The sequence below is a fragment of the Streptomyces sp. NPDC018031 genome (genome assembly GCF_044327625.1).
Taxonomy (GTDB): Bacteria; Actinomycetota; Actinomycetes; order Streptomycetales; family Streptomycetaceae; genus Streptomyces.
This window is the reverse complement of the sequence record NZ_JBIRFT010000033.1, coordinates 1-24916: the sequence shown is the minus strand read 5'-3', so window position 1 is coordinate 24916 and position 24916 is coordinate 1. Positions and strand designations below refer to the sequence as shown.

26 protein-coding genes and 2 pseudogenes are annotated in these 24916 nt (G+C 74.4%); 14 read left to right on the top strand and 14 right to left on the bottom strand.

The window, feature by feature from the left end; all coding sequences use genetic code 11:
- The 3 genes and pseudogenes from ACH4B3_RS33690 to ACH4B3_RS33680 all read right to left on the bottom strand — a co-directional run.
- Positions 1-94 (bottom strand): annotated as a pseudogene (locus ACH4B3_RS33690) (electron transfer flavoprotein subunit beta); the annotation flags it as partial.
- Between the two features lie 186 nt (positions 95-280).
- Positions 281-811, bottom strand: coding sequence for a flavin reductase family protein (locus ACH4B3_RS33685; protein WP_398469510.1), 531 nt, complete (start codon positions 809-811; stop codon positions 281-283).
- A gap of 175 nt (positions 812-986) precedes the next feature.
- Complete coding sequence (locus ACH4B3_RS33680) at positions 987-1340, bottom strand: thioredoxin family protein (RefSeq protein WP_398469508.1); 354 nt, start codon at positions 1338-1340, stop codon at positions 987-989.
- 311 nt (positions 1341-1651) lie between these two features.
- Here ACH4B3_RS33680 and ACH4B3_RS33675 point away from each other — a divergent pair, with 311 nt between their 5' ends.
- The gene (locus tag ACH4B3_RS33675; protein WP_398469507.1) at positions 1652-2383 is read left to right on the top strand and encodes a lysophospholipid acyltransferase family protein; all 732 of its coding nucleotides are present in this window, start codon (positions 1652-1654) and stop codon (positions 2381-2383) included.
- 198 nt (positions 2384-2581) lie between these two features.
- Here the strand turns inward: ACH4B3_RS33675 and ACH4B3_RS33670 are convergent, their stop codons facing one another.
- The 3 genes from ACH4B3_RS33670 to ACH4B3_RS33660 are packed head-to-tail and all read right to left on the bottom strand — an operon-like array spanning position 2582 to position 5864.
- A complete protein-coding gene (locus ACH4B3_RS33670) occupies positions 2582-3673 on the bottom strand; it encodes a threonine aldolase family protein (RefSeq protein ID WP_398469505.1) in 1092 nt (363 codons plus the stop codon).
- Positions 3652-4440, bottom strand: a complete 789-nt coding sequence (locus ACH4B3_RS33665; protein WP_398469503.1) for an SDR family NAD(P)-dependent oxidoreductase — start codon at positions 4438-4440, stop codon at positions 3652-3654. The genes ACH4B3_RS33670 and ACH4B3_RS33665 overlap by 22 nt, the downstream gene beginning before the upstream one ends.
- 26 nt (positions 4441-4466) lie before the next feature.
- Positions 4467-5864 carry a DUF6421 family protein gene (locus tag ACH4B3_RS33660; RefSeq protein ID WP_398469501.1) on the bottom strand — a complete coding sequence of 466 codons (1398 nt, stop codon included), beginning with the start codon at positions 5862-5864 and terminating at the stop codon, positions 4467-4469.
- A gap of 220 nt (positions 5865-6084) precedes the next feature.
- On the opposite strand from ACH4B3_RS33660, the gene ACH4B3_RS33655 reads away from it, so the two are divergent.
- Positions 6085-6768, top strand: coding sequence for a glycerophosphodiester phosphodiesterase (locus ACH4B3_RS33655; RefSeq protein WP_398469499.1), 684 nt, complete (start codon positions 6085-6087; stop codon positions 6766-6768).
- A 198-nt stretch (positions 6769-6966) separates the two neighbouring features.
- Here ACH4B3_RS33655 and ACH4B3_RS33650 read toward each other — a convergent pair whose 3' ends face one another.
- On the bottom strand, positions 6967-7536 hold the full coding sequence (locus tag ACH4B3_RS33650; RefSeq protein ID WP_398469497.1) for a GNAT family N-acetyltransferase: 570 nt from the start codon (positions 7534-7536) through the stop codon (positions 6967-6969).
- Positions 7537-7703: 167 nt separating this feature from the next.
- Between ACH4B3_RS33650 and ACH4B3_RS33645 the strand changes: the two genes are divergently transcribed.
- From ACH4B3_RS33645 to ACH4B3_RS33620, 6 genes and pseudogenes are all read left to right on the top strand, one after another.
- The gene (locus tag ACH4B3_RS33645) at positions 7704-8096 is read left to right on the top strand and encodes a VOC family protein (RefSeq protein ID WP_398469495.1); all 393 of its coding nucleotides are present in this window, start codon (positions 7704-7706) and stop codon (positions 8094-8096) included.
- Positions 8097-8189: 93 nt separating this feature from the next.
- The gene (locus ACH4B3_RS33640; protein WP_398469493.1) at positions 8190-8630 is read left to right on the top strand and encodes a VOC family protein; all 441 of its coding nucleotides are present in this window, start codon (positions 8190-8192) and stop codon (positions 8628-8630) included.
- A 200-nt stretch (positions 8631-8830) separates the two neighbouring features.
- A complete protein-coding gene (locus ACH4B3_RS33635; RefSeq protein ID WP_398469491.1) occupies positions 8831-9394 on the top strand; it encodes a DUF5134 domain-containing protein in 564 nt (187 codons plus the stop codon).
- A 135-nt stretch (positions 9395-9529) separates the two neighbouring features.
- A complete protein-coding gene (locus ACH4B3_RS33630; protein WP_398469489.1) occupies positions 9530-10465 on the top strand; it encodes a M56 family metallopeptidase in 936 nt (311 codons plus the stop codon).
- A gap of 324 nt (positions 10466-10789) precedes the next feature.
- Complete coding sequence (locus tag ACH4B3_RS33625; RefSeq protein WP_398469487.1) at positions 10790-11503, top strand: phosphatase PAP2 family protein; 714 nt, start codon at positions 10790-10792, stop codon at positions 11501-11503.
- Positions 11500-11709 (top strand): annotated as a pseudogene (locus ACH4B3_RS33620) (pirin family protein); the annotation flags it as partial. The gene ACH4B3_RS33625 and the pseudogene ACH4B3_RS33620, both read left to right, overlap by 4 nt.
- 448 nt (positions 11710-12157) lie before the next feature.
- Here the strand turns inward: ACH4B3_RS33620 and ACH4B3_RS33615 are convergent.
- Together ACH4B3_RS33615 and ACH4B3_RS33610 are read right to left on the bottom strand one after the other, a co-directional pair.
- The gene (locus tag ACH4B3_RS33615) at positions 12158-12706 is read right to left on the bottom strand and encodes a GNAT family N-acetyltransferase (RefSeq protein WP_398469485.1); all 549 of its coding nucleotides are present in this window, start codon (positions 12704-12706) and stop codon (positions 12158-12160) included.
- Positions 12707-13262: 556 nt separating this feature from the next.
- Positions 13263-13937: an ArsR/SmtB family transcription factor gene (locus ACH4B3_RS33610; RefSeq protein WP_398469483.1), complete on the bottom strand. Its 675-nt coding sequence runs from the start codon at positions 13935-13937 to the stop codon at positions 13263-13265.
- 123 nt (positions 13938-14060) lie between these two features.
- Between ACH4B3_RS33610 and ACH4B3_RS33605 the strand changes: the two genes are divergently transcribed.
- The gene (locus tag ACH4B3_RS33605) at positions 14061-14780 is read left to right on the top strand and encodes a hypothetical protein (RefSeq protein ID WP_398469481.1); all 720 of its coding nucleotides are present in this window, start codon (positions 14061-14063) and stop codon (positions 14778-14780) included.
- A 320-nt stretch (positions 14781-15100) separates the two neighbouring features.
- Here the strand turns inward: ACH4B3_RS33605 and ACH4B3_RS33600 are convergent, their stop codons facing one another.
- Positions 15101-16129, bottom strand: a complete 1029-nt coding sequence (locus ACH4B3_RS33600; protein ID WP_398469479.1) for a helix-turn-helix domain-containing protein — start codon at positions 16127-16129, stop codon at positions 15101-15103.
- Between the two features lie 98 nt (positions 16130-16227).
- On the opposite strand from ACH4B3_RS33600, the gene ACH4B3_RS33595 reads away from it, so the two are divergent.
- A complete protein-coding gene (locus ACH4B3_RS33595; RefSeq protein WP_398469477.1) occupies positions 16228-17022 on the top strand; it encodes an NAD(P)H-dependent oxidoreductase in 795 nt (264 codons plus the stop codon).
- A gap of 139 nt (positions 17023-17161) precedes the next feature.
- On the opposite strand, the gene ACH4B3_RS33590 is transcribed toward ACH4B3_RS33595, so the two are convergent.
- A complete protein-coding gene (locus tag ACH4B3_RS33590; protein WP_398469475.1) occupies positions 17162-17548 on the bottom strand; it encodes a DUF5997 family protein in 387 nt (128 codons plus the stop codon).
- An 80-nt stretch (positions 17549-17628) separates the two neighbouring features.
- On the opposite strand from ACH4B3_RS33590, the gene ACH4B3_RS33585 reads away from it, so the two are divergent.
- Positions 17629-18414, top strand: a complete 786-nt coding sequence (locus ACH4B3_RS33585) for a LysR substrate-binding domain-containing protein (RefSeq protein ID WP_398469473.1) — start codon at positions 17629-17631, stop codon at positions 18412-18414.
- Between the two features lie 171 nt (positions 18415-18585).
- Here the strand turns inward: ACH4B3_RS33585 and ACH4B3_RS33580 are convergent, their stop codons facing one another.
- Positions 18586-19485: a LysR family transcriptional regulator gene (locus ACH4B3_RS33580; RefSeq protein ID WP_398469471.1), complete on the bottom strand. Its 900-nt coding sequence runs from the start codon at positions 19483-19485 to the stop codon at positions 18586-18588.
- A 108-nt stretch (positions 19486-19593) separates the two neighbouring features.
- On the opposite strand from ACH4B3_RS33580, the gene ACH4B3_RS33575 reads away from it, so the two are divergent.
- The 3 genes from ACH4B3_RS33575 to ACH4B3_RS33565 all read left to right on the top strand — a co-directional run bounded on the left by ACH4B3_RS33575 (position 19594) and on the right by ACH4B3_RS33565 (position 23246).
- Complete coding sequence (locus ACH4B3_RS33575) at positions 19594-20142, top strand: hypothetical protein (protein WP_398469469.1); 549 nt, start codon at positions 19594-19596, stop codon at positions 20140-20142.
- A gap of 653 nt (positions 20143-20795) precedes the next feature.
- Positions 20796-21824: a LysR substrate-binding domain-containing protein gene (locus ACH4B3_RS33570; protein ID WP_398469467.1), complete on the top strand. Its 1029-nt coding sequence runs from the start codon at positions 20796-20798 to the stop codon at positions 21822-21824.
- A gap of 72 nt (positions 21825-21896) precedes the next feature.
- Positions 21897-23246: an alpha-lytic protease prodomain-containing protein gene (locus tag ACH4B3_RS33565; protein WP_398469465.1), complete on the top strand. Its 1350-nt coding sequence runs from the start codon at positions 21897-21899 to the stop codon at positions 23244-23246.
- Between the two features lie 269 nt (positions 23247-23515).
- Here ACH4B3_RS33565 and ACH4B3_RS33560 read toward each other — a convergent pair whose 3' ends face one another.
- The gene (locus ACH4B3_RS33560; RefSeq protein ID WP_398469463.1) at positions 23516-23728 is read right to left on the bottom strand and encodes a hypothetical protein; all 213 of its coding nucleotides are present in this window, start codon (positions 23726-23728) and stop codon (positions 23516-23518) included.
- A 479-nt stretch (positions 23729-24207) separates the two neighbouring features.
- Positions 24208-24573: a hypothetical protein gene (locus ACH4B3_RS33555; RefSeq protein ID WP_398469462.1), complete on the bottom strand. Its 366-nt coding sequence runs from the start codon at positions 24571-24573 to the stop codon at positions 24208-24210.
- Positions 24574-24916 lie beyond the last annotated feature (343 nt).

Genomic DNA, 24916 nt, shown 5'->3' with positions numbered 1-24916 from the left:
CGTCGTCCCGATCGACGGTCAGGTCCTCGGCGAAATGCCGGTCGCCGGTGGCGTCGGGCACGTACTTCACACAGACAACGATCCTCAAGCTCACGCCGGCTCTCCTACTGCATCGTCTCTTGAGCTGCCTTGTGGTGGCAGCATAGGCGCCTCGCGGGCCGGATCCCGATCGGGACGACCCACTCACCGAACGAAATATTACTCGCCAGTACACCGACCGCCCCGGCATGAGGCAAGGGCGGTTCACTGTGACCTTCCCAACGGCGCCGGCCGGGACGTCTCAGTCCCGCAGCGCGTTGAAGCGCCCCTGGTGGTAGAGGAGCGGACGGCCCGCCCCGGAGGGGTCCCCGGCCTCCGGCCGGGCGATCACCACCCGGTGGTCGCCGGCCGGTATCCGGGCCACCACGGCACACACCAGCCAGGCCGGGACCCCGTCCAGCACGGGCACCCCGTACGGGCCGGTGCGCCAGCGGGTGGGCGGGGCGAAGCGGTCGGCACCGCTGCGCGCGAAGGTCTCGGCCAGCTCCCGCTGGTCCTCCCCCAGCAGGTGCACCCCGATGTGCCGGGCCTCGGAGAGCACCGGCCAGCTGGAGGACCCGGTGCCCACGCCGAAGGAGAGCAGCGGCGGTTCCATCGACACCGAGGCGAGTGAGGTGGCGGTGAAGCCCACCGGCCGGGTGCCGGCCGCGGTGACCACCGCGACGCCGGCGGCGTGCCGGCGGAAGACGGCGCGCAGCAGTTCGGCGGCGCCCGGGGGCCGGGGGCCGGGGGCGGAGAGGTCCGGGGCGTCGAGGCCCGGCGTGGCCTTCATCGCGGAGTCCGCGGGACGGACGGACGAGCCGGCGCGGGGCGCCGCCCGGCCGGACGGCACGGGGCCGCGGCCCGGCGCCCGCGCCGGTGGAGGAAGGGAAGGTCACGCGACATCACGTCAGACTGACGATGCGGGGGACGGAGCGTCAAGGCGCGCCGGTGCGATGCGAGATCCGTCACGGGCCCGTCCCCGGCGGCACGGCCGCCCCCAGCGCGGCGATCACATCCACCTTCCGCGGCTGCCCCTCGGCCCGGCGCACCTCCCGGCCGCCGGCGTCCAGGACCAGCACCGTGGGGGTGCGCACCACGTCCAGCTCGCGGACAAGTTCCAGCCGCGCCTCGGCGTCGATCTCCACGTGCGCCACCCCGTCCACCATCCCGGCGACCTCCGCGAGGACCCGGCGGGTCGCCGTGCACGGTCTGCAGAAGGCGCTGGAGAACTGCACCAGGGTCGCCCGGCGCCCCAGTTCCGCCCCGATCCGCGCGGCGCTCAGCCGCACCCCGCCGTCCCGGGCCCTGCTTCCGGCCACCCGTACCCTCTCCTTCCCGCCGGTCCCGCGCCGGCCCGGTCGCCCGGCCCGGCGCGCGGCACGCTCCGTCGCGGCGCCGCCCGCCCGGTGGCCACCGCGTGCCACCGCTCCCTGTAGCGTTCGGCGGAGGCGGCCGGATTCCCGGCGGCGGCCCGGCCCGCACCGACGTGATGAGAATCTCCTGGCCACGCGGGGCCAGGCGGTAGCAGACAGCCGCGACATCAGGCACGATCTGCCGAAAGCCCTAACCTACGGCCGCGTAACTTCCGCCGGGAGAACCCTCCCATGGAAACGATGAAGGGTCCCCCACCATGGCTGAACTCGTCTACCCACCGGTGATCGGCGTCGCCCGCACCATGTTCAAGGCGCTGGATCTGCGCTTCGACATCAAGGGCACCGAGAACATACCGCGGCGCGGCGGGGCGGTCCTGGCGAGCAACCACATCGGCTACCTGGACTTCGTCTTCTGCGGTCTGACCGCACGGCCCGCCAAGCGCCTGGTGCGGTTCATGGCGAAGGAGTCGGTGTTCCGGCACCGGGTCTCCGGGCCGCTGATGCGGGCGATGAAGCACATCCCGGTGGACCGGGCCGCGGGCATGGACGCCTACCGGCACGCGCTGAAGTCGCTGCGCTCGGGGGAGATCATCGGGGTCTTCCCGGAGGCGACGATCTCGCAGTCGTTCACGCTCAAGTCGTTCAAGTCCGGTGCCGCCAGGCTGGCGCAGGAGTCGGGGGTGCCGCTGCTGCCGATGGCGCTGTGGGGCACCCAGCGGATCTGGACCAAGGGCCACAAGCGGGACATGGGCCGGAACCACTACCCGATCACGATACGGGTGGGCGAGCCGGTGGAGGCCGACCCGGCCGAGCACCCGGACAAGATCACCGACCGGCTGCGGACCCGGGTGCAGGAGCTGCTGGAGGCGGCGCAGCGCGCCTACCCGGTGCGCCCCAAGGGCCCGGAGGACACCTGGTGGGTCCCGGCCCACCTCGGCGGCACGGCCCCGACCCCGCAGGAGGCGGCGGTGCGGGACCGCCGCGGCTGATCCGGCACCGCCCGCGCTTCGGGCCGTCCGCTCCCGCCGGGAGGGACGGCCCGTCCGCTGTCCGGCCCGGCCGGCGGCCGGCCGCGGGACCCGCCGGCCGGGCTTGCTCAACGGGAGCGGAACGACGGGACGCCCGGCCGCGACGGATCGTCGCGGCCGGGCGTCCCTGCTGTTCCGGCTGTCCCGGGGGTACCGCTGTCAGCCCTTGCCCATCTCCTCGGCGATCGCCTCGGTGAAGGAGTCCACGTCGTCCGGGGTGGTGTCGAAGGCGCACATCCAGCGCACCAGGCCGGCCCGCTCGTCCCAGAAGTAGAAGCGGTACCTCTTCTGGAGCCGCTCGGCGACGTCGTGCGGGAGGGTGGCGAAGACCGCGTTGGACTCGACCGGGTACTTCACCTCGACGCCGTCGATCGCCCGCACCCCGGCCGCCAGGCGCTTGGCCATGGTGTTGGCGTGCCGGGCGTTGCGCAGCCACAGGTCCTTGGCGAGCAGCGCCTCCAGCTGTACGGAGACGAACCGCATCTTGGACGCCAGCTGCATCGACAGCTTGCGCAGGTGCTTCATCGCCCGCACCGCGTCGGGGTTGAGCACCACGACGGCCTCGCCGAAGAGCATGCCGTTCTTCGTGCCGCCGTAGGACAGCACGTCCACGCCGGCGACGTTGGTGAAGGTGCGCATCGGGACGTCCAGGGTGGCCGCCGCGTTGGCGATCCGGGCGCCGTCCAGGTGGACCTTCATGCCGCGCTCGTGCGCGTGCTCGCAGATCGCGCGGATCTCCTCGACGGTGTAGCAGGTGCCCAGTTCGGTGGTCTGGGCGATCGAGACGACCTGCGGCATGGCCCGGTGCTCGTCGTCCCAGCCCCAGGCCTCCCGGTCGATGAGTTCCGGGGTGAGCTTGCCGTCCTCGGTGGGGATGGTGAGCAGCTTCAGTCCGCCGACGCGTTCGGGGGCGCCGCCCTCGTCGACGTTGATGTGCGCGGTGGACGCGCATATCACCGCGCCCCAGCGGTCGGTGAGCGCCTGGAGCGCGACCACGTTCGCACCGGTGCCGTTGAAGACCGGGAACGCCTGGGCGTACGGGCCGAAGTGACTGCGCATCACATCCTGCAGATGCGCGGTGTAGTCGTCCTCGCCGTAGGCGATCTGGTGCCCGTCGTTGGCGAGGGCGAGCGCGGCGAGGACCTCCGGATGGGCACCGGCGTAGTTGTCACTGGCGAAGCCGCGCAGTTCGGGGTCGTGGCGGCGGCGGGCATCGGTGTGCCCGGCCTTCACGGCTTTGGAGTCAGCCACAGACGGGTTCCGTTCACTTCCTGGGCGGGCCGGTCCCAGACACCGGCGATGGCCTCGGCCAGCTCCTTGACGTCCGTGAAGCCCGCGAACTTGGCATTCGGGCGCTCCGCGCGCATGGCATCGTGCACCAGCGCCTTGATCACAAGGATGGTAGCCGCGGCGGACGGGCCGCTCTCGCCGCCCAGCTTCCGGAAGGAGTCGCCGAGCGCCAGGGTCCACGCCTCGGCGGCGGCCTTGGCGGCGGCGTAGGCCGCGTTCCCGGCGGTGGGCTGGGACGCGCCGGCCGCGCTGATCAGGACGTACCGGCCCCTCCCGCCGCGCTGGAGCCCGTCGTGGAAGGCGAGCGAGGTGTGCTGCACGGTCTTGATCAGCAGGTTGTGCAGGTGGTCCCAGTCCGCCAGCGGGGCGTCGGCGAAGGTCTTGGAACCGCGCCAGCCGCCGACCAGGTGGACCAGCCCGTCGATGCGGCCGAACTCCTTCTCGGTGCGGTCGGCCCAGGCGCGGGTGGCGTCGAGGTCGAGCAGGTCGACGGTCTCGCCGGTCACGGTGGCGCCGCCGTGCGCGTACCGGGCGGCGTCCACCGCCTCGGCCAGCCGCGCGGGGTCGGCGTCGGCGGCGACCACCGTGGCCCCGGCCTCGGCCAGCCGCAGCAGGGCGGCGCGACCGGCCGGACCGGCGGCCCCGGCCACCGCCACCACGGCACCGTCCAGGGGGTTGCGGGCGTTACCGGGCTCGTTCGGGCTCGGGCTCGACGTGGGAGTGGTCATCGTGGTCGCCTCCTCGTGCCCCGCGCTCACGCGGCGGCTCGGACGTCGCTGTCGGCCGTGATCCCCTTGGTGGACGCGATCACATCGCGCAGCTTCTTGGCGAGGGCCTCATAGAACATGCTGAGCGGAAACTCGTCCGGAAGCACATCGTCGACCAGCTTCCGCGGGGGCAGCGAGGTGTCCAGGGCCTCCGGGCCCTTCGCCCACACCGATCCGGGGTGCGGGGCGAGGTAGGTGGACACCAGCTCGTACGCCTTGAGCCAGTGGACCAGCTTGGGCCGGTCGATCCCGTCGCGGTACAGCTTCTCGATCTCCGCGCACAGCTCGTTGGTGACCTGCGGGGCGCGGTCCCAGTCGATGTGCAGGGTGTTGTCCGTCCAGCGCACCACGTCGTGCTTGTGCAGGTACGCGAAGAGCAGCTGGCCGCCGAGTCCGTCGTAGTTCCGGTTGCGGTCCCCGGTGACCGGGAAGCGGAACATCCGGTCGAAGATCACCGCGTACTGGACGTCGCGGGCCTGGGCGAAGCCCTCGGACTCCAGCTTCACGGCCTCCTTGAAGGCGGTGAGGTCGCAGCGCAGCTCCTCCAGGCCGTACATCCAGAACGGCTGGCGCTGCTTGATCATGAACGGGTCGAACGGCAGGTCACCGTGGCTGTGGGTGCGGTCGTGGACCATGTCCCACAGCACGAACGCCTGCTGGCAGCGCTCCTGGTCGGCGAGCAGTTCCTCGATGTCCGCGGGCAGCTCGATACCGAGCACCGCCACGGCGGCCTCGCTGACCCGCCGGAAGCGGGCGGCCTCGCGGTCGCAGAATATGCCGCCCCAGGAGAAGCGCTCGGGGGCCTCGCGGACCGCGATGGTCTCGGGGAAGAGCACGGCGGAGTTGGTGTCGTACCCGGCGGTGAAGTCCTCGAAGGTGATGCCGAGGAAGAGCGGGTTGTCGTAGCGGGTGCGCTCCAGCTCGGCGAGCCACTCCGGCCACACCATGCGCAGCACGACGGCCTCGAAGTTGCGGTCGGGGTTCCCGTTCTGCGTGTACATGGGGAACACCACGAGGTGCTGGCGGCCGTCCACCCGCTGCTGGGCGGGCTGGAAGGCGAGCAGCGAGTCGAGGAAGTCCGGGACGCCGAAGCCGGTGTCGGCCCAGCGGCGCAGGTCGGTCACGAGCGCGGCGTGGTAGGCGGCGTCGTGCGGCAGGAGCGGGGCCAGCTCCTCGATCGCGGCGGTCGCGCGCTCGACGGCGGCGCGTGCGGTGTCCCGCCCGGGGGCGCCCTCCGCGTCGAAGTCGATCGAACCGTCCTTCGACTGCCACGGCCGGATCTCCTCCACGGCAGCCTTGAGCACCCGCCAGGCAGGCTGCTCGACCACGCGCTCGGCGGGCAGAACGTCAGCGCCTGCCACCTCGGGCGCAAGAATTTCCGTCATGACTGAACCTCCACAGGAGAAACTCGCGTAAAGACACCGTATCCATCTGCGCTTCTTCTACTCAAGTGGGGTCACCGGAAATTATTCTGCACAGCCGGTCCCGCACCGCTGTTTTTCCCGTCACACCCAGGCCCCGCGCCGTTCACCAGCGGGGGAAGAGCGGGCCGCTAGGCTGGCCGACTCCCAGTGGAGCCACCGCCGACGAGAAGGCGAGACAGCGTTGACCTTCCTCACCATCGGACACCGCGGAGTGATGGGTGTCGAGCCGGAGAACACCCTGCGGTCGTTCGTCCGCGCCGAGCGCGAGGGCATGGACGTCATCGAGCTGGACCTGCATCTGAGCAAGGACGGCGCCCTGGTGGTGATGCACGACGCCGAGCTGGACCGGACGACCGACGGATCCGGGGCCATCCGCGACCACACCCTCGACGAGCTGCGGGAACTCGACGCCGGCCGCGGGGAGCGGATCCCGGTCTTCGAGGAGGTGCTGGACGCGGTGCGGTCGCCGCTGCAGGCGGAGATCAAGGACCGGGCGGCGGCCCGGGCGCTCGCCGAGGTCATCCGCGGCCGCGATCTGCTGAGCCGCGTGGAGGTGCTGTCCTTCCACGACGAGGCGCTCGCCGAGATCCGCGGCCTGCTGCCGGCGGTACGCAGCGCACTGGTCGCCAGCAGGTACGGCGCGGACGTGATCGACCGGGCGCAGGCGGTGGGCGCCGGAACGCTCGTGCTCAACATCCGGCGGCTCACCCTGGAGCTGGTGGAACGGGCGCACGCGGCCGGCCTGAGGGTCATCGGATGGACCGTGAACACCCCCGACCACCTGCGGCTCGCCCGCGGCCTGGGGCTGGACGGCGGGACCACCGACTTCCCCGGGATCCGGCGCGCCACCCGGTACACGGCCTGAGCCGGGCCGGCCGACCGGCACCCGGGCGGCCCCGGCGTCCGCCCGCGGCGCCCGGGCGCGCCCGCCGGGCGGCCCGGAACCGCGGTGGCCGGGCGCGGGCCGGTGGACGGCCGTGCCCCGAGGTGCTCCGGCACGGGCGCCGGGACCACCGCGCCGGCCCGCGCGCCGGGGCGGCCCGCCCCGGCGCGCGGGCCGGCCTCAGCCCAGCGGCTTGACCAGCAGCTCGAACTCCAGACCCGGCTGACGCGGCACGCCGCCGCGGTCGTCGTCGTACGGGAACGGGGTCATCTCGCCGGTGCGCCGGTACCCGCGCCGCTCGTACCAGGCGATCAGCTCCTCCCGCACCGAGATCACCGTCATGTGCATCTCGCGGGCCCCCCAGGACTCGGCCGCGAACCGCTCGGCCTCGGCGAGGATCGCCCTGCCCAGCCCCGCCGCCTGGAGCGCGGGCCGCACCGCGAACATCCCGAAGTACGCCACGGTCTCCCCGGCCCCGGTGCGCCGGCGCTGCAACTGGCAGCAGGCGACCAGCTCGCCGTCCCGCTCGGCCGCCATCAGCCGGCTCTCCGCGTCGTTCACCACCGCCGCCACACCGTCGGCGTCGGTGCGCTGCCCGTCCAGCAGATCCGCCTCGGTGGTCCAGCCCACCCGGCTGGCGTCCCCCCGGTACGCCGATTCGATCAGCCCCACGAGGTCCGGCACGTCGGTGGGGGTGGCCGCCCGGAAGTTCAGCTCGGGAGCGGATCGGGTGGTGCTGGCGGTCTCCATCGCGTACGGCGTCCTTCCCTGCGGTCGGCAAACGTTCCCGCGGCGGACCGGCGGCCCCGCGGCGGGCGGAACCGCCGCGTCGTACGGGGCGGCGTCCCCCCGAGGGCCCGCCACGTCGTACCGCGGCATCCGACCCTAACGCGACCCGGCTCGCTAGGGTCGCGGGCATGGTGCATGTACTGAGCAGCCGGGTGCTGTTGCGCCCCACCGACCCGGACCGGTCCCGGACCTTCTACGGGGAGGCGCTGGGGCTCGCGGTCTACCGGGAGTTCGGGACGGGGCCGGACCGCGGCACCGTGTACTTCCTCGGCGGCGGGTTCCTTGAGGTGTCCGGCCGGTCCGCCACCCCGCCGGCGCCCGGTCTCCGGCTCTGGCTCCAGGTCGCCGACCTGGCCGCGGCGCACCGGGAGCTGGCCGACCGCGGGGTACCGGTGCTGCGGGAGCCGCAGCGGGAGCCCTGGGGGCTGCTGGAGATGTGGATCGAGGATCCGGACGGCGTCCGCGTCTGCCTGGTGGAGGTGCCCGAGGGGCATCCGATGCGCCACCGTCCCGGCATCTGAGCCGGCTGGGCCGCCGGACGTAGGCCCGGCGCCGGGGCCGGCTGCGTCCACAGCCCGATGCCGGCGGCCGTCCCCGACTGCCAGCATCACCGCATGACGACATCCTGGCCCGCTCATCTCGACGTCGGCGCGGTGCGGTTCGCCCGGCCGACCGCCCGCTACGACGAAGTCCTCGTCTTCTACCGCGACGTCCTCGGCCTGCCGGTCCTCGGCCAGTGGCGCGGTCACTCGGGGTACGACGGGCTGCTGTTCGGGCTCCCCGGCACCCCGGTGCACATGGAGATCACCCAGCACGGCGAGCCGCCGCGCATTCCCGAGCCCCACCCGGAGAACCAGCTGGTGCTCTATCTGCGCGGCCCCGAGGCCGTCGCCGAGGCGGTGCGCGCCCTCGCCCGGCACGGTCACCAGCCGGTGCCCGCGGCCAACCGGTACTGGCCGGACCGGGGCGCGGTGGTGTTCGCCGACCCCGACGGCTGGATGGTCGTCCTCGCCCCCTGGGTCTTCGGCGAGCAGCCGCCGCCGGCCGTGGACTGAGCACCGGCGCTGCCCCCGGGCCCGCGGCTCCCGCGGTACGCCGCCGCCCCGCCGCCTGGGTCACCGGCCCGGGCCGCACGCTCCGGCCACCGCCGGCCGCCCGCGCCCGGGCGACGTAGCGGCCCGCCGCACCGGGCATGCTCCCGGCGGCACCCGCCGCGGGTCTCCCGGCCGGGGTGCGCCCGGGGAGGTGCGGCACCGTGCACGGACCACCGCTCATCGGCTGGCTGCTGCTGGTGCTGGGCACCGCCAGCGGGGCGTACTGCACCGCCCGGGCGCGTGCCGCGCCGCCGGGTCTGCGCTGGGCACCCGGCTCCGAGGCGCTGCTGGGGTGGGGCATGGCGGTGATGACGCTGCCCGCCGTGGCGCACCCCGGCGGTTCCTGGGGGCCCTCGCTGCCCGCCGCGGTGGCCGGGGTGGCGGCCGTCCCCGCACTGCTGCCGCGGCGGTGCGCCGGCGGGGACGGCCGGCGGTTCCACCACACCGTGGAGGCGGTCGCCATGGTGTACGTCTGCCTGGTCATGGTCGTCTGGAGCCGGGACGGCCACCACGGCACCGGGCCGCCCGGCACCACCGAGCCGCTGACCGCCGCGCTGCTCGCCTACTTCACCGGCTACGTGCTGCGGACCGGGTTACGGCTGGTGCCGGCGCCCGGCGGCGGCCCCGCGCCGGACACCGTGACCTGGTCCCGGCGGCCGGAGATCGCCACGGCCTGCCGGCTGGCCATGGCCATCGGTATGTGCGCGATGCTGCTGACGCTGTGAACACCGGCCCGGTGCACGGTATCCGGACGGCGCGCACCGCCGTGCCCGGCCGCGCGGCTGCGGATTCCGTGGTGTGCGTCACTTCGCCGACCCGACCGTACCCGCGCGTACGGCCACGCTCATAGGCTGGTCGGCATGATGGTCCCGCTCGCGCTGCTGGTCCTGGCCGCCCTGACCGCGGCGGTGGCGCCGCGTCTGCTGGCCCGCTCCGACTGGCTCGACCGCGAACCCGTGCTCGCCCTGTGGCTGTGGCAGTGCGTGGTCGTCGGCGTACTGATGTGCTGCGGACTGGCCATGGCGCTGAGCGCGGCCGCGGCGTCCGAGGCGGTGCGCGGCAACGTCTTCGCCCCCGCCCCGGCGGGTGTCGCGGAGGCGTACGCGCTGAGCGCCTACGACCGCTGGGCCGGGCCGGTGGCGGTGGCGCTCGCCTGCGGTGCGGCCTGGACCGCGGTGATGCTGGGCCGGGAGGTCCTCCGGGCGCGCGCCCGCCGCCGGCTGCGGCGCGCCGAACTCCTGGTCCGGTCCCCGCTGCTGCCGGGCGAGGAGCCCAGCGGGGACCGCCTGGTCGTGCTGGAGGGCGACCGGCCGGGCGCCTGGTGGCTGGCCGGGTCCACCCCCCGTCTGGTCATCACCACCGCCGCCCTGCGCCGTCTCAAGGGCCGCCAGCTGGACGCCGTGCTCGCCCACGAGCAGGGACACGCCCGGGCCAGGCACCACTGGCTGCTGCACTGCTCCTCCGCGCTGGCCACCGGCTTTCCCCAGGTGCCGGTGTTCGCGGCCTTCCGTGACCAGGTGCACCGGCTGGTCGAACTCGCCGCGGACGACATGGCGTCGCGCCGCTTCGGACGGCTCACCACCGCCCTGGCCCTGGTCGAACTCAACGAGGACCGCGGGGTGTTCGGCCCCTGCCCGGCACAGCTCGCCGAAGTCCCGCGGCGCGTCGACCGGTTGCTCGCCCCGGCGTCCCGGCTGCCGGTGTGGCGGCGGCGCCGGCTGACCGCCGCGGCCGCCCTGGTCCCGGTGGTACCGGTACTGGTGGCCATGGTGCCCGCGCTCCGCGCGCTCGGCTAGGTTCGCCTCCTCCGGGTCACTCGCCGCGGAGCGAGCCGCGGCCGCGACGCACGCCGTCGCCGGGGTGCGAGCGGCGGAACCGGCGGGAGGGATACGGCCCGAGGTGACGAACGGGCGCCGGGACAGGGGTTGGTCCCGGGCGGGAACCCGCATGGACGGGCCGCCGCCCCGAGGCGAAGAACCGGCTCCGGGCAGGGCTCGCCTGGACGCGGGAGCCCTGGCGGGAGAGCGCCGCCGCCTGGCAGTGGAGGCCCGGCACGGCACAAGACCCGGCCCCGAGGTGGGGGTTTGGCGCCGCACCGCCCCGGCAGCGATCATCGACGCATGCAGCCGCCCCCCACCCCCACCGGGCCCCGCGCCCGCGGACACTCCGGTGCCGCCGCCGGTCTCGCCACGGTGCTCACGACCCTGTTCGCCCTGCTGCTGGTGCTGGTGGAGAGCGAGTGGGCTCCGCTGCTGTCCTGGGACCGGGAGTGCGCCGCGGAGCTGCACCGCCGGGCGGTGGCGCACGACGGCTGGACCCAGGTCAACCGGGTGCTCAGCGACTGGGTGTGGGACCCGTGGACCATGCGGGCCCTGCTGGCCGCCGCCGTGGGGTGGCTGATGTGGCGCGGGGACCGGGCCGCCGCGTTGTGGGTGGGCGCTGCCGCGTTGCTGGGCACGGCGCTGCAACAGGGGATCAAGGCAGCGGTCGACCGGGCCCGCCCGCACTGGCCGGACCCGGTGGACACGGCCCACTACGCCGCCTTCCCGTCCGGCCACGCGCTCACCGCGACGGTCGGCTGCGGGCTGCTGTGCTGGCTCGTGGCGCGGCACGGCGCCGCCGCGCCATGGCGCCGTGCCGCGGTGGCCGTCGCCGCCGTGTCGGTGCTGGGGGTGGGGTTCACCCGGGTGTATCTCGGAGTGCACTGGTTCAGCGACGTCCTGGGCGGCTGGCTGCTGGGCGGCGCGCTGGTCGCCGCCGTGGCCGCGTGGTGCCCGGCGCCCGGTGCACCGGCCCCGGAGCGCCACGGCGACGAGGGGGACGTGCCCCGGTGAGCGGCGTCGACCTGCGCCCCGCGGCGACGGTCCGCGGCGGCCGGGCGCACGTCACCACACGGCCGGTGCGGCAACTGCTGACCGGCAAGGACGTGCCGTGGGGCGAGTCCACGGTGGTGCGCCGCCTGCTGCCGAGCCTGGGCCGGCGGATGGTCGGCGCGTGGTGCTTCGTCGACCACTACGGACCCGACGACATCGCCGACGAAACCTCGCGGTTCGGCGAGGTCGAGGGCTGTGACGGCACCCCGCTACCCGCCCCGCCGCTGCCCGCCGGGCCGCTGAAGCCGCGGGGCAGGGAGCGCTGAACCGGCTCGTCGCGGGCGCCGGGCGCCGCCGGTGCCGCCAGGCCGGGGCCGGCGGGCGGCGGCCGGGCGGGCACCACCCGCGGTCTGGCCCCGCGGCCGCGGGCGCCTCCGGGACCGTCGCCCCGGGCACCTCGTGGCCGTCGGCGCGAGGGTGAGCCGTCCGCGGGCAGGCGGAACCAGCGCGGCAGACCGGCCGGGCGTCCGGACGGAACATGTCTTTCGCAAGCGCGGACTTCCGGCGTTACGGCGCAGACCCGCCCGTGAGCGGACCGGGGTCGTACGAGGTCAAGCGGTGGGCCGAGTCGACGACCGATCGGCGGCCTCGTCGACCTGACCGCCGAGCACCCGTTCAACCGGTCGGCGTGGCAGAGGACCACACACCGAACCACTGCTCGGCGCCGTACTCCTCGAACTGCTCCACCTCGGTGAACCCCAGCTTCGCCGCGAGGCGCATCGCTCGGTCGTTGGCCGTCTGGGTACAGAGCACCACCCGCTCGCCGGGAAACGCGTCGGCGAACCAGTCGAGTGCCGCCGCGCACGCCTCGGCGGCGTACCCGCGTCCCCACGCCGCCGGCAGGAACAGGTAGCCGAGCTCCGCCTCCCCGACATCCGGACGGACGTCCCCCGGGCGCTCTGCGTCGCGTCGATCGAGCGTGACCATGCCGATCATCGCGCCGTCGAGATCGATCACGAAAAGGCCAGGACGCTGCCCGGGCACCTCGGGCACCGCGCGCTCGAGCTCAGCACGCGGTCGCGGGCCGCCGATGTAGGTGCCCACCTCTGGCGAGGCGAACAACTCGACGAACGCCGTACGGTCCCGGGCCTCGGGTTCGCGGAGCAGGAGCCGCTCGGTCCTGATCGGGGCAGGTGGCCAGGCGGCGGGTCCAAGCGCGGTCATGGCGGGCAACCTAGCGCATGCCCGCCGAGCACCATGCTCTCCCGCTTCACGATCCAGGCCACGGTTCCGCGACGCACGAGAGGCTCCGAAGGGCCGAAGGGCCAGGAAGAAGCGTGCCCCGGCCCCCTGGGCAGGTGATCCGCGGATGGCCATGGCGGTGCCGCGGCAGCCACTGCCCGAACGCGGTAGCCCATCTGCTGTCCACGGTGGATGGCACGTTCTGCCGGGGCAGGCCAGTAAGTGTCGAGGTCGCCTGCGACGACCAAGGCCAACCACTTCTGGTATCCGCCCCGGACGGGACGCCGTGTCTGCCGGTCGTCACCGCGGCCCTCCGCACACGGCCCCTGCCACCCGCTCACCGGGAGCGCGTACTGGGATAGACACTGGGAAACACTCTGCCGGAGATAGCACCCGCAGGCGTGGACATCCTGCTCAATCCCGGTGACCGACCACAAATCCCGCTGTTCACCGACCGGCTGCGCCGCTGAGGGATGACCGGTTCAGGCCGGCCCGCCGGGATCGGTCCCCGTGGCCGCCGCCCCGGGGCCGGCGCGGGTCAGCCGTCCGCGGGCAGGCCGAACCAGCGCAGCAGCACCGGCCGGGCGTCCGGCGGGGCGTCCTCCGGCCCGCGGGAGAAGCGGGCCAGCAGCTCCAGGTAGGCGTCGTGGAAGGCATCCAGCTCCTCCCTGGTGAGGTGGCTCAGGCCGCGTGAACCGCGCATCCACCCCTGCGAGTCGGCCTGCTGCTCGGCGAACCGCTGGGCGAGGCGCACGTCCTCGTCCAGCCGCATGCGGTCCAGCGCCGCCGCGACCGCCCGCTCGCCGTCGGTCATCTCCTCCTGCGGCGGCCTGCGGACGTCGATCCCGCGCACCTTGCGCCACCAGCGCTCCCGGCCGGACGCCCGCTCCGGGACGTCCTCGATGAAGCCGCCGCGCTCCAACTGGCGGAGGTGGTAGCTGAGGGTGCCGGTGTTCTCGCCGAAGGCGGCGGCGAGCGTGGTCGAGGTCGCCGGGCCCGACGTGCCCAGATGGCGCAGGATCTTCAGGCGCAGGGGGTGCGCCAGCGCCTTGAGTGCCGCGGGGTCGCTGATCGTGCGCCGCTCCCCGGGCTCGGCCGCGGATCCGGTGCTTCCGGAGTCCGCGCCGTGCGCCTCCCCCGCCGGCGCTTGCCCCGTCGGCACTTCCCCCGCGGGCGCGCCCGGCTTCGCCGCCGGTTCCTGTGACTCGACCATGACCCGAGCGTACCCAGCCGGCGCCGAGAATCATATGCAGAGACTTCTCTGCATAGCTTCCCTTGCAGAGAAAGCTCTGCAACCATGGAGGGGTCAGGGCCGTACCGTCCGAGGGAGACACCCATGAACCGCTCGTCCCGCCTGTTCCGTTCACTCCGTGCGGTCGTGGCGGTGTGCGCACTCGCCGCCGGCCTGGGCGCGGTCAGCGGTCAGGCCGGCGCCGCCGAGCCGGAGTCCGGCTTCGAGGCGTGTCCGCGGCTTCCGGCCGGCGCCGATCCGGCGGCCTGGCGGTGTGAGGTGATGTCGGCGACCGGGCATCTGAGCATCGGCCGGTTCGACGAGCCGATAGCCGTCCCGATCACCGTCACCTTCGCGGAGGGCAGGATGAACGGCGAATTCCACCAGGTCTTCGGCGAGCTGACCGCTTCTCCGATACGGGCCGGCCGCACTCCGCTGACCCTCACCCCGGTCTACGCGGGCTACTCGGACTTCCTCAGCACCGATGAGCGGCGCGGCGAGCTGGATCTCGGCTTCAAGCTCTCCGGACCGGCACTGCCGCCCGGCTGCGCCATAGGCAGTGACGCGGACCCGGTGCATCTCGTACTGAAGGACACCGAGCCCACCAAGGTCATATCCGAGAAGCCGCTGATCGTCACCTTCGGCGCACGGGACATCGCGTTCACGGCGCCCAGGACCTCGGGGTGCGGGCGACTGGGGCCGGCCCTGGACAAGGTGCTCGGCCTGCCGTCCCCGTCCGGGAGCAACGCGATCGACCTGGACGCCACGGTCGCGCTGCGCTCGTACCGGGAGCTCCCCCACCTGGCCGACGCGGCAGCTCGCTGAGCCCTCCGGCGGCCCGGTGGCCACCGGTGGCTACCGGTGGCTACCGGTGGCTACCGGTGGCTACCGGTGGCCACGCGCCTGCCGTGCGGCTGGCTGCCGCCCGGCAGGTATGGGGAGGCGGCCAGGGCCGACCCGCACCCCCGCTCTCCGGCGGGCGGCCGCTCCCCTGCCCTGCGGCGGTCAGGTACGCGGCCCCTCCCTGCGGCGGTCAGGTGCGCGACCGTCCTTCCGTGGTCAGGGGTCCGCCCCTCCTGCGGCGGTCAGGGGCCCGGCCCGGCCTTCCTGCCGTGGTCAAGGCCCGGCCCGTCCGGCGCGCCGGGTCAGACCACGGCGGTCCCCGCCGCGACCGCGGTGGCCAGCCGGGCGAGGGCGGCGGCCTCCTCGCTCCCCTCCTCGGCGCTGAACACATGGACCACCAGGCCCTGTTCACCGGGTGCGGCGGGCACCTGCAGGGCCTCGAAGTCCAGGGTGAGCGGCCCGGTGGCCGCGTGCCACAGGCGCTTGCGCCCGGCCGCGCACATCACGACCTCGCCGCTGGCCCAGATCCGCCGGAACTCGGCGCTGTGCGCGGACAGTCCGGCGACGAGGGCGGCGAGCTCCGCGTCGTCGGGGTAGCGCCCCGCCGCGACCCGGAGCTGCCCCACCGCCTCCGCCGCTCTGTCGGCCCAGTCGGGGTGCACCTTCCGGGCGGCCGGGTCGAGGAAGAGGTACCGGGCGTTGTTGGGGTCGCGGCGGCCCGGGTCGGCCAGGCCGCCGATCAGTTCGGCACCCAGGCCGTTCCAGGCCACCACGTCGAGGCGGTGGTTCGTGGCGAAGGCCGGGAACTGCTCCAGGGCGTCCAGGATCCGCCGCAGCAGGGGGCTGACCCGGGGGCGGGGCGCGGGGTCGCGACGGGCCTCGGCCAGGGTGCCCAGGTGCCGGCGCTCCGCCGTGTCGAGGCCGAGGGCCCCGGCGAGCGCGTCGAGCACCTCGGGGGACGGCTGGGTGGCCCGGCCCTGTTCGAGCCGGACGTAGTAGTCCACGCTGATTCCGGCGAGTTGGGCCAGCTCCTCGCGGCGCAGTCCGCGGACCCGCCGTCGGCGGCCGCCCGCGATGCCCACCTGCTCGGGCGCGACGCGCCCCCGCCGGGCGCGCAGGAAACCACCGAGCGCCCGCCGGGGGTCGCCGATCCCGTCGATCCCGTCGCTCCCACCGATTCCGTCGGCACGGTCGGTCCCGTCGGTACGGTCGGTGCCGGCGGTGCGGTCAGCCCCGTCGATACGGTCGGTGCGGTCGCGGGCGGTCCCGCCGCCGTTCCCGGTGCGGTCGTCCACGTCGTCGGTGCGCTGGAGGTGGTCCACCCTGTCCATGCGCCCAAGTATGCGTGGCCCTGGCAGTACCAGGATTCCGGTTCCGCCGGTCGAACAGGGTGATGGCTGACCGGCCGTGGACGAGAGAACGTTGCGCCATGACCGCATCCACACCGCAGCAGCGGAAGAAGATCCTCGTTGTCAGCGCCCACCCGGAACCCCGTTCGCTCAACGCCTCACTGACCGCCTTCGCGGTCGAGCACCTGCGAACAGCGGGCCACGAGGTGCGGGTGTCCGACCTCTACGCGATGAAGTGGAAGGCGACGGCGGACGCCGACGACTTCCCGGACGACGTGGTGGACGGGCGGCTGGAGGTGATGGCCGCCTCGGAACGGGCCACCCTGGCCGGGCGGCTGTCGCCGGACGTCGCGGCGGAGCAGGAGAAGGTGCGCTGGTCGGACGCGGTGATCCTGCAGTTCCCGATGTGGTGGTTCTCGGCTCCGGCGATCCTGAAGGGCTGGATCGACCGGGTGTTCACCTGCGGGTTCGGCTACGGCCCGGCGGTCCCGCCGCCCTATGGGCAGGGCCCGCTGGCGGGGCGGCGGGCCCTGCTGTCGGTGACGGTCGGCGCCCGGGAGACGTCGTTCTCCGACCGGGGCGTGCACGGGCGGCTGGCGGACGTCCTGCATCCGGTGCAGCACGGCCTGTTCTGGTTCACCGGCATGGCCCCGCTCGAGCCGTTCGCGGTGTACGGCTCGAACGCCGTACCGGTGGAGCGGTTCGAGGCGGCCCGGCGGGAGTACGCACGGCGGCTCGACGGACTCTTCACCGACGAGCCGGTCCCGTTCCGGTCGCTGACCGGCGGCGACTACGACCACGACATGCGGTTGCTGCCGGGTGTGGAGGCGCCGGGGACGAGCGGGCCGGACCTCCATCTGCTCCCGCGCGGCTGAGGGCCGGTGCGGCGGTGGCTGCATCACGGCCGGCTGCGGACGATCTGCTCCCGCGCGGCTGGGCCGTCCGGCCTCCGGCGGGCGTCCGGCCCGGCTCAGCGGGCCGGGGATGCCGCGCCGCCGGCGCCGGGGGCCGGTTTCAGCGGCCGGCCTGCTCGGCCCGCTTGGCCTTGATCCGCTCGGCTTCCTTGCGCACCTCGGCCTGGGTGGCGCGCTCCTTCTGGAGCCACTCGGGGGACTCCTGCTTCAGCGCGTCGATCTGCGCCGTGGTGAGCGGTTCGGTGACCCCGCCGCGGGCGAGACCCGAGATGGAGACACCCAGCTTCGCCGCGACCACGGGCCGCGGGTGCGGACCGTCGCGCCGCAGCTCGCGCAGCCACTCGGGCGGGTCGGTCTGGAGGGCGTCCAGTTCGCCGCGGGAGACGACACCCTCCTGGAACTCTGCGGGGGTGGCCTCGAGGTACACACCCAGCTTCTTCGCCGCGGTCGCGGGCTTCATGGTCTGGGTGCTGCGGTGGGACGTCATGGGTCCAGGATATCGACCGTGCGGAGGGCTTCCGACCAGGTCCGGCGCACGCTCACCGGCATCCCGGATACGCTGGGCGGGTGACAGGCTCGCCAGCACCCCGTTCCTTCCGTCTCGCCTACGTCCCGGGCGTGACGCCGGCCAAGTGGGTGCGCATCTGGGGCGAGCGGCTGCCCGACGTCCCGCTGACCCTGGTGGCGGTGTCCGCCGCCGAGGCATCCGGTCTGCTGCGCGACGGCGGCGCCGACGCGGGCTTCCTGCGGCTGCCGGTCGACCGGGCGGACCTCAGCGCGATCCCGCTCTACACCGAGACCACGGTGGTCGTGGTCCCGAAGGACCACGTGGTGGCGGCGGTCGACGAGGTGTCCGCCGACGACCTGGCCGACGAGATCGTGTTCCACCCGCTCGACGACCCCTTCGACTGGGAGCGCCCACCGGGGCGGCCGGCGATCGAGCGGCCGGCCACCACCGCGGACGCCATCGCCCTGGTGGCGGCGGGGGTGGGGCTGCTCCTGGTACCGCAGTCGCTGGCCCGGCTGCATCACCGCAGGGACCTCACCTACCGTCCGGTCACCGGTGTGCCGCAGTCCCGGGTCGCGTTGTCCTGGCCCGAGGACGCCACCACGGACCTGGTGGAGGACTTCATCGGGATCGTCCGCGGGCGGACGGTCAACAGCAGCCGGGGGCGGCGCCCCGCGGAGCCGGCGCAGCCGAAGGAGGACCGCGCCGGTGCCGGCGGCCGGCAACGGCAGTCCCGGACGGGCCGCTCGGCGGGCCGGGCCCAGTCGGCCGGCCGGGCCCAGCGCGGGGCTTCCGGCGGGACCAAGGGCGGCGGCCGGCGCGGCAAGCCGCGCCGCCGGTCCTAGGCCGTGCGGTGAACCGGGGCCGGGCGACGCCGGCGTAGTCCCGGTCGGCTGCGCCCGACCGGTGGCGCGGAGGGATCAGCGGGTCGCCGGCCCGGACCGGGTGCGCGATCCCGGGGCGTGGCCGGGGGTGAAGCGGGGCACGCCGCGAGCCGCCGGTGCGGGAACGGGTCGTCAGTGTTCCGCCCCGGGGTCGCCGGCGCTCCAGTCCCAGTGGGTGAGCGTGGTGCGCATCAGCCGGGCGGCGGGCGACAGGTGGCTGCCGGAGCCCCAGCACAGGGTCACCGTGCGCCGGCAGTCGGGGCTGTCGACGGCGATCCAGGCGACGGGGGCGTGCGCGGCCTTGCGCCGGGCGAAGGACGGGACGAGACCGATGCCGAGCCCCGCGCTGATCAGGTCCGCGATGGCGCTGTGCTCGTCGCTTTCGCAGACCGTTCTCGGGGTGAGGCCCCGGGCGGCGAAGAGCCGGTCGAGCAGTCGGCGCAGCCAGTGTCCTTCGCGGGCGGTGACGAAGGGCTGGTCGGCGAGTTCACGGATGCTCACGGAGGTACGACCCGCGAGCGGGTGATCGAGTGGTGTGACCACCGCAACCGCCTCGTCGAACAGCCGCACCACCTCCAGGCCGTCGGCGTGGATCGGCTGCGAAGCGACGCACAGGTCGACCTCCTGGGCCCGCAGGCGGCGGGCCATGTCCTCGGCCGGCGACCAGTGGAGCTCGAGCTCGGCCGAGGGGTGGGCGCGCTTGTAGGCCGCCAGTGGGCCGGTGAGCGTGAGGAAGGTCTCCGAGGCCAGTCGCACGGTGCCCAGGCCCTCGCCGGTGGCCTCGGCTACGGCGCGTCGTCCGGCCTGGAGTTCACCGAGGGCCCGTTCGACGTGATCGCGGAAGAGCCTGCCCGCGTCGTTGAGCCGGAGCCGGCCGCCCCGGTCGAACAGGGGTGTGCCCAGTTCGGTCTCCAGCCGGGCGATGGTGCGGCTCAGCGACGGCTGAGCGACGCGCAGCTCGTCGGCTGCCCGGCTGAGGTGCTCCAGCCGCGCCACCACCAGGAACTGCCGGAGCGGGTTCAGCTCCATCATGCCTCCGAGGGCATAACGCCATAGCAATATTGATCTTAGTCAAGATACCCCCCACGTCATAGCGTCGACGGTGTTGGCACCGGGAGATCACAGCGAGGGGGAACCACCATGGTCACCAGCAGTCCGGCATCCGCTGCCGCGCGTCCGGCGGAGCGGATGGGCCCGCGGGGAAGCCGCACCACCCGGGCGACGCTCGTGAAATGCGTCGCCGCGGCACTGGCCGCCGCGGCGATCGGCGTGCTGGTCGTGGACAGCGCGGACGCCGGCGCCCCGGCAAGGGGGCAGGTCGAGGTCCTCGAACTCAAGGTCCGGAACGATCAGCACACCGCCGTCGACCTCGGCCCGGCAGGGCCGAGCCTGGGCGATATGGACGTCTACTCCGGCACCGCCATCGCGGACGGCCGCAACGTCGGACGCGGGGGTGGAACGTGCCGGGTCATCCACATCGAGGACGGGAAACGCACCACACAGTGCCTGATCACCATGGAACTCGAGCGTGGTTCCCTGACCATGCAGTCGCTCTGGGCGGGTGGAACGGGTTCGCTCGACATGGCCATCACCGGCGGTACCGGCGACTTCCGTGACGCCCGGGGCACGGCACGCTACTGGGACATCGCGACGCCGGACGAGCGGATGCGGGCCGAGATCCTGCACTGAACACCCCGCCCGCGGGACTCCGCCAGGGCGGCGCGGCGCGGTCCTGCGACCGCGCCCCGGCCGCCCGCACACGATCGCGGCCGGACCGGAGCGGGGCGGTCCCGGGGAGGCCCGGGCGCGGCCCCGCTCCCCCGGGGCCGCGCCGCGGTCCGGGCGTCAGCCCAGCGCCGCCGAACGCCCGGTCAGGAACTGCCCGAAGGGAACCTCGCCCACGGCCCGCTCCGGCGTCAGGTGCCCGCCCGGAAGCCCTGGTAGGCCCTGCCCGCCAGGCGCACGCTGAGCAGCGCTCGGCGTCGCCCGGTCGCGCGCAGACAGGCGCGCGCCGGCTCCGGAAGCGTGCGGACCTCGGGGCCGCCCACGCCGGGCACCCGTCCCGCGGGCTCCCCGGCGGCGAGCCCGGCCGGCCGGGCGGGCGGCCACCTCGGCCGCGTCGACCGGCTGGTCGGCGACGTGGGCCGGGAGCGCCATGACCGGCGGCCCGCGCCGCGCCCGGGCAGACGGCGGAGCCGGCGAGGCTGACGCGGCGCGGATTCCGTGAGACGGCCCGGCCCGCCCGCGGCCGGGAGCACCGTCCGGCATGACCCGGCAAGGATCACGGTGTTGGTCTGGACCGGTGTATTGCCGCCGGGGGTCCCGGCCCGCAAGCTCACAGCATGGATTTGGAGTTGCGGCACCTGAAGACGATCCGGGCGATAGCCGATGCCGGCAGCCTGACGAAGGCGGCCTCGCTGCTCGGCCTGGCCCAGCCCGCGCTCAGCGCACAGTTGAAGCGCATCGAACGCACCCTTGGCGGACAGCTTTTCGAACGCGGGCGGTACGGGGTGCGGACCACCCCGCTGGGCCAACTGGTCCTCGGCCGGGCCCGCGTCGTCCTCCCGGCCGTGCACCAGCTCCAGGAGGAGGCGCTGCGGTTCGCCCGATGCCAGGAGCAGCTGCCGGGCTTCCGGGTCGGCGCCACCCACGGCCCGCTGCTCGGCGGGCTGGTCGACCGGCTGGCCGCCGCGTACCCAGGGGCGCCGGTCACCACCCGGATGTCCTGGTCGGAACGGCAGATCGCCGCGTCGGTGGCCGACGGGCGCCTGGACTACGCGCTGATCGGCACCTGCGGGGAGAGCCCACCACCCGAACCGGACCGGCTGACGTGGCGGGAGGTGGCGCGGGACCCGATCTTCGTCATGCTCGCCCACGACCACCCGCTCGCCGGGGCCCCGGAGATCGAGCTGGCGGAGCTGGCCGGCGCGTCCTGGACGGATGTGCCCGGTGACGGCTGCTTCGCGGACTGCTTCGCCGCCGCGTGCGCCCGGGCCGGGTTCGCCCCGTCCCGGGTGTACGAGACCGACACCGCCTCCTGTGTCCATCTGGTGCAGGTCGGGCGGGCGGTCGGGCTCTGCCGCGCGACGTTCCCGCCCACCCCGGGCATGGTCACCAGACCGCTGGCCGGTACGCCGCTGACCTGGCGGCACCTGGTGGGCTGGCATCCGGGCGCGCTCGCCGCCGACACGGCCACCGCCGTGGTGGGGCACGTGCGTGCCGCGCACACCGAGGCGGCCGCGCGCAGCGACAGCTACGCCCGGTGGCTCGGCACCGACCGGGCGCCGCAGGCCGGCGCCCCGGCCACCGCGGTGCCTCGCCCGGCGCCCCGGAGCCGGGGCTTCCATAACGCCGGGCAGGGGGTCAACTGACTGCTGCAGCACGGTCGTTCGTACCGCATACGGTTTCGGCACCTCCCCCACCGATACCGAGGAGCAGCCCCCATGCGTCACCTCCGTTCCAGAGCCGCGGTCGCCTGTGCCGCGATGGCCGCGGCCGGCGCGCTCGCCCTGACGGCCCTGCCGGGCTCCGCTGCCGCCGCCCCCGCCGAGCGCTCCGCCGCCGGGGCGCCCACCGCCGTCCAGGCAGCCCCCGAGCTTCTCTCCGCGATGCAGCGCGACCTGGGTCTCAGCCCGGACCAGGCGCGGCAGCGCCTGGCCAACGAGGCCCGGGCGGGCGCCACCGCGGGTCGGCTCGGCCTCGACCTGGGCGACTCGTACGCCGGTTCCTGGGTGCGGGGAGCGGACTCGGCCACCCTGACGGTGGCCACCACCGATCCGGCGGAGGCCCGCCGGATCACCGCCGGCGGTGCGCGGGCCGAGGTCGTCGCCCACTCACTGGCCGAACTCGACGCGGCCAAGGCGGCGCTGGACCGCGCGGCCGAGCGCAGGGGCACCCCGGAGGTGCCCGTCTGGTACGTCGACGTCCGCTCCAACACCGTGGTGGTCCAGGCCGGGAAGCGGGCCGCGGCGGAGTCGCTGATCGCCGCCAGCGGCGCCGACCGGGCGGCCGTGCGGGTGGTGCCCTCCACCGAGCGGCCGCGTCCGCTGTACGACATCCGGGGCGGGGACGCGTACTACATGGGCAGCGGCGGACGCTGCTCGGTCGGCTTCGCCGTCACCAAGGGCAGCCAGCAGGGCTTCGCCACCGCCGGCCACTGCGGCCGGGTCGGCACCACCACCAGCGGGTACAACCAGGTGGCGCAGGGCACCTTCCAGGGCTCGACGTTCCCCGGCCGGGACATCGCCTGGGTGGCGGCCAACAGCAACTGGACGTCCACCCCGTACGTGAGCCAGAGCGGGCGGAACATCCCGGTCGCCGGGTCCACCCAGGCTCCGGTGGGCGCCTCGGTCTGCCGCTCCGGCTCGACCACCGGCTGGCACTGCGGCACCATCCAGCAGCACAACACCAGCGTCACCTACCCCGAGGGCACCATCAGCGGGGTGACCCGCACCTCGGTGTGCGCCGAGCCGGGCGACTCCGGGGGTTCCTACATCTCCGGGGACCAGGCACAGGGCGTCACCTCCGGCGGCTCGGGCAACTGCCGGTCCGGCGGGACCACGTACCACCAGCCGATCAATCCGCTGCTGCAGGCGTACGGGCTCACCCTGAAGACCACCACCGGCGACGGGGACCCCGGTGACCCGCCCGGCGGCAGCTGGGCCCCTGGCACCGTGTACCAGGCGGGCGCCGAGGTCACCTACGGCGGCGCCACCTACCGCTGCCTCCAGCCGCACCAGGCACAGCAGGGCTGGGAGCCGCCGAACGCGCCGGCCCTGTGGCAGGCCGTCTGACCCGTCTCCCCGACGGGCGGTGAGGGTCCCCCCGTGTCGCCCGCACCGTCCGCCGACGCGCCGGCTCCGGAAGCACCCCGGGCCGGCGCGTCGGCGCGCCCGGCCCCCGCGGGAACCGCGCCCGGCCCCCGCTGGAACGGCCGGGCGGCGCCTGAGGCCGCCCCGCCCGACCGGCCGACCGGCCGACCGGCCGACCGGCCCGGATCGGGACGGTCCGGGAGAGCCGGCGCGGCCGAAGAAGCCGAAGAGGCCGGCGGAGCCCCTCCGGCTCAGAAGAACTCCTTGGCGACTTCCTCCGCTGCCTGGTGCTCCGCGCTGGGCGGGTCGAGCTCGCTCAGCGTCATCAGTGACGACTCGTCACGGAGGCGCCGTTCCCACTCGTCGGCCATGGTCTCCTGCTGCTCGCGGGCGAGTTCCCGCACGGCCTCCCGGGTGGCCGGTGCGAGAGCCGCGAGGAACCGCGTGACGGGGTCGGTGTCCATGGGTACGTCCTTCCTGCCCCGGCCGGGCCGGCCGGGCTCCGAGTGGTGATCCTCAGACGTACCATTCCAGACAAACACGACCTGTCGCCTGTCGGGCGCACCCGGCGTCACCCGGTCACTCGGCCGGGTTCACGGCGGGGCTCGGCGGGGCACGGCGGGTGCCGGAGTCCGGCAGGGCGCTCAGCGGGGCGCCGGCGGGGTGTCCGGCAGCGGGCCGGGTACGGCGGGTGCCCCCGGCCGGTTCGCCGCACCTCCCGGCACCGGGTAGAGTGGATCTTGCGACGCCGGGCCGGGAACGGCAGGCGGCGATGCGTCGGTCGTCCAAGGAAAGATGCTCGTCTCCAAACGAGAGATGCAGGTGCAAGGCCTGCCTGGCGCTCTTGTGCAGGGTCCCTCCCCGGCCGGGGAGGGACCCTGCGTGTTTCACCGGGCCGCGCCGTCCGGCGGCGGACCCGCGGCCCGGCCGCCGGCGCCCCCGGTCAGGAGACCCGCTTGAGCGTCCACGCGTTGGGGTTGAAGCTCGGCACCACCGAGTAACGGCAGCTGCTGGTGTAGTACGTGCTGGTCTGCACCCAGCCCGCGGGCTGATAGGTGGAGGCGCAGGCGTTCACCGTGGTGCCCACCGGCAGCCCGGTCAGCTGTTTGATCTGCTTGATGTTGGGAGCGGTGCCGGAGCCGCACGACAGGCTCGTACCCCAGCTGATGTCCACCCAGCCGTCAGGGGTCAGCGAACTGGCGCAGACCGTCTGGACGTCACCCGGCGCCGCCATGGCCGCGGGGGCGGACATGCCCAGCCATACCGCCGGGCCGATGAGGACGAGCCCTGCCGCACGCTTGCGTCTCACGGATGTGTCTCCCGTCGTCAGAAGAGATGGATGTCGTGTGAAGGAAGCGCCTCACTCAATCGGCTGCGGACCCCCGAGCGGGAGCCCATTTCCGGCCGTATGCGCACAGGTGTCACCCGTGGCCGCCCACCCTGCCGGAGAACGGGCGGACGCACCGGCTGGGGCGGGCGGGCTCGGGCGGGCAGGCCGGGCGGGGCGGGCTCGGACGGGCGGGCCGCGCCGGGCGGGCTCGGACGGGCGGGCGGGACTCAGAACTCCCTACGTTTTTCCTCGGGACTGGGCGAGCCCTTCGTATGGTTGGCCCACCCAGGGGGCCCGGGTGTGGCTTTCAGAACTCTGCCGA

What these genes read in the sequence shown, in the direction of transcription:
- ACH4B3_RS33685 (WP_398469510.1), bottom strand. Translation starts at nt 811, where the DNA reads ATGAAGGCCACGCCGGGCCTCGACGCCCCGGACCTCTCCGCCCCCGGC.
- ACH4B3_RS33675 (WP_398469507.1), top strand. Translation starts at nt 1,652, where the DNA reads ATGGCTGAACTCGTCTACCCACCGGTGATCGGCGTCGCCCGCACCATG.
- ACH4B3_RS33665 (WP_398469503.1), bottom strand. Translation starts at nt 4,440, where the DNA reads ATGACCACTCCCACGTCGAGCCCGAGCCCGAACGAGCCCGGTAACGCC.
- ACH4B3_RS33660 (WP_398469501.1), bottom strand. Translation starts at nt 5,864, where the DNA reads ATGACGGAAATTCTTGCGCCCGAGGTGGCAGGCGCTGACGTTCTGCCC.
- ACH4B3_RS33650 (WP_398469497.1), bottom strand. Translation starts at nt 7,536, where the DNA reads ATGGAGACCGCCAGCACCACCCGATCCGCTCCCGAGCTGAACTTCCGG.
- ACH4B3_RS33645 (WP_398469495.1), top strand. Translation starts at nt 7,704, where the DNA reads ATGGTGCATGTACTGAGCAGCCGGGTGCTGTTGCGCCCCACCGACCCG.
- ACH4B3_RS33640 (WP_398469493.1), top strand. Translation starts at nt 8,190, where the DNA reads ATGACGACATCCTGGCCCGCTCATCTCGACGTCGGCGCGGTGCGGTTC.
- ACH4B3_RS33630 (WP_398469489.1), top strand. Translation starts at nt 9,530, where the DNA reads ATGATGGTCCCGCTCGCGCTGCTGGTCCTGGCCGCCCTGACCGCGGCG.
- ACH4B3_RS33625 (WP_398469487.1), top strand. Translation starts at nt 10,790, where the DNA reads ATGCAGCCGCCCCCCACCCCCACCGGGCCCCGCGCCCGCGGACACTCC.
- ACH4B3_RS33615 (WP_398469485.1), bottom strand. Translation starts at nt 12,706, where the DNA reads ATGACCGCGCTTGGACCCGCCGCCTGGCCACCTGCCCCGATCAGGACC.
- ACH4B3_RS33610 (WP_398469483.1), bottom strand. Translation starts at nt 13,937, where the DNA reads ATGGTCGAGTCACAGGAACCGGCGGCGAAGCCGGGCGCGCCCGCGGGG.
- ACH4B3_RS33605 (WP_398469481.1), top strand. Translation starts at nt 14,061, where the DNA reads ATGAACCGCTCGTCCCGCCTGTTCCGTTCACTCCGTGCGGTCGTGGCG.
- ACH4B3_RS33600 (WP_398469479.1), bottom strand. Translation starts at nt 16,129, where the DNA reads ATGGACAGGGTGGACCACCTCCAGCGCACCGACGACGTGGACGACCGC.
- ACH4B3_RS33595 (WP_398469477.1), top strand. Translation starts at nt 16,228, where the DNA reads ATGACCGCATCCACACCGCAGCAGCGGAAGAAGATCCTCGTTGTCAGC.
- ACH4B3_RS33590 (WP_398469475.1), bottom strand. Translation starts at nt 17,548, where the DNA reads ATGACGTCCCACCGCAGCACCCAGACCATGAAGCCCGCGACCGCGGCG.
- ACH4B3_RS33580 (WP_398469471.1), bottom strand. Translation starts at nt 19,485, where the DNA reads ATGATGGAGCTGAACCCGCTCCGGCAGTTCCTGGTGGTGGCGCGGCTG.
- ACH4B3_RS33575 (WP_398469469.1), top strand. Translation starts at nt 19,594, where the DNA reads ATGGTCACCAGCAGTCCGGCATCCGCTGCCGCGCGTCCGGCGGAGCGG.
- ACH4B3_RS33570 (WP_398469467.1), top strand. Translation starts at nt 20,796, where the DNA reads ATGGATTTGGAGTTGCGGCACCTGAAGACGATCCGGGCGATAGCCGAT.
- ACH4B3_RS33565 (WP_398469465.1), top strand. Translation starts at nt 21,897, where the DNA reads ATGCGTCACCTCCGTTCCAGAGCCGCGGTCGCCTGTGCCGCGATGGCC.
- ACH4B3_RS33560 (WP_398469463.1), bottom strand. Translation starts at nt 23,728, where the DNA reads ATGGACACCGACCCCGTCACGCGGTTCCTCGCGGCTCTCGCACCGGCC.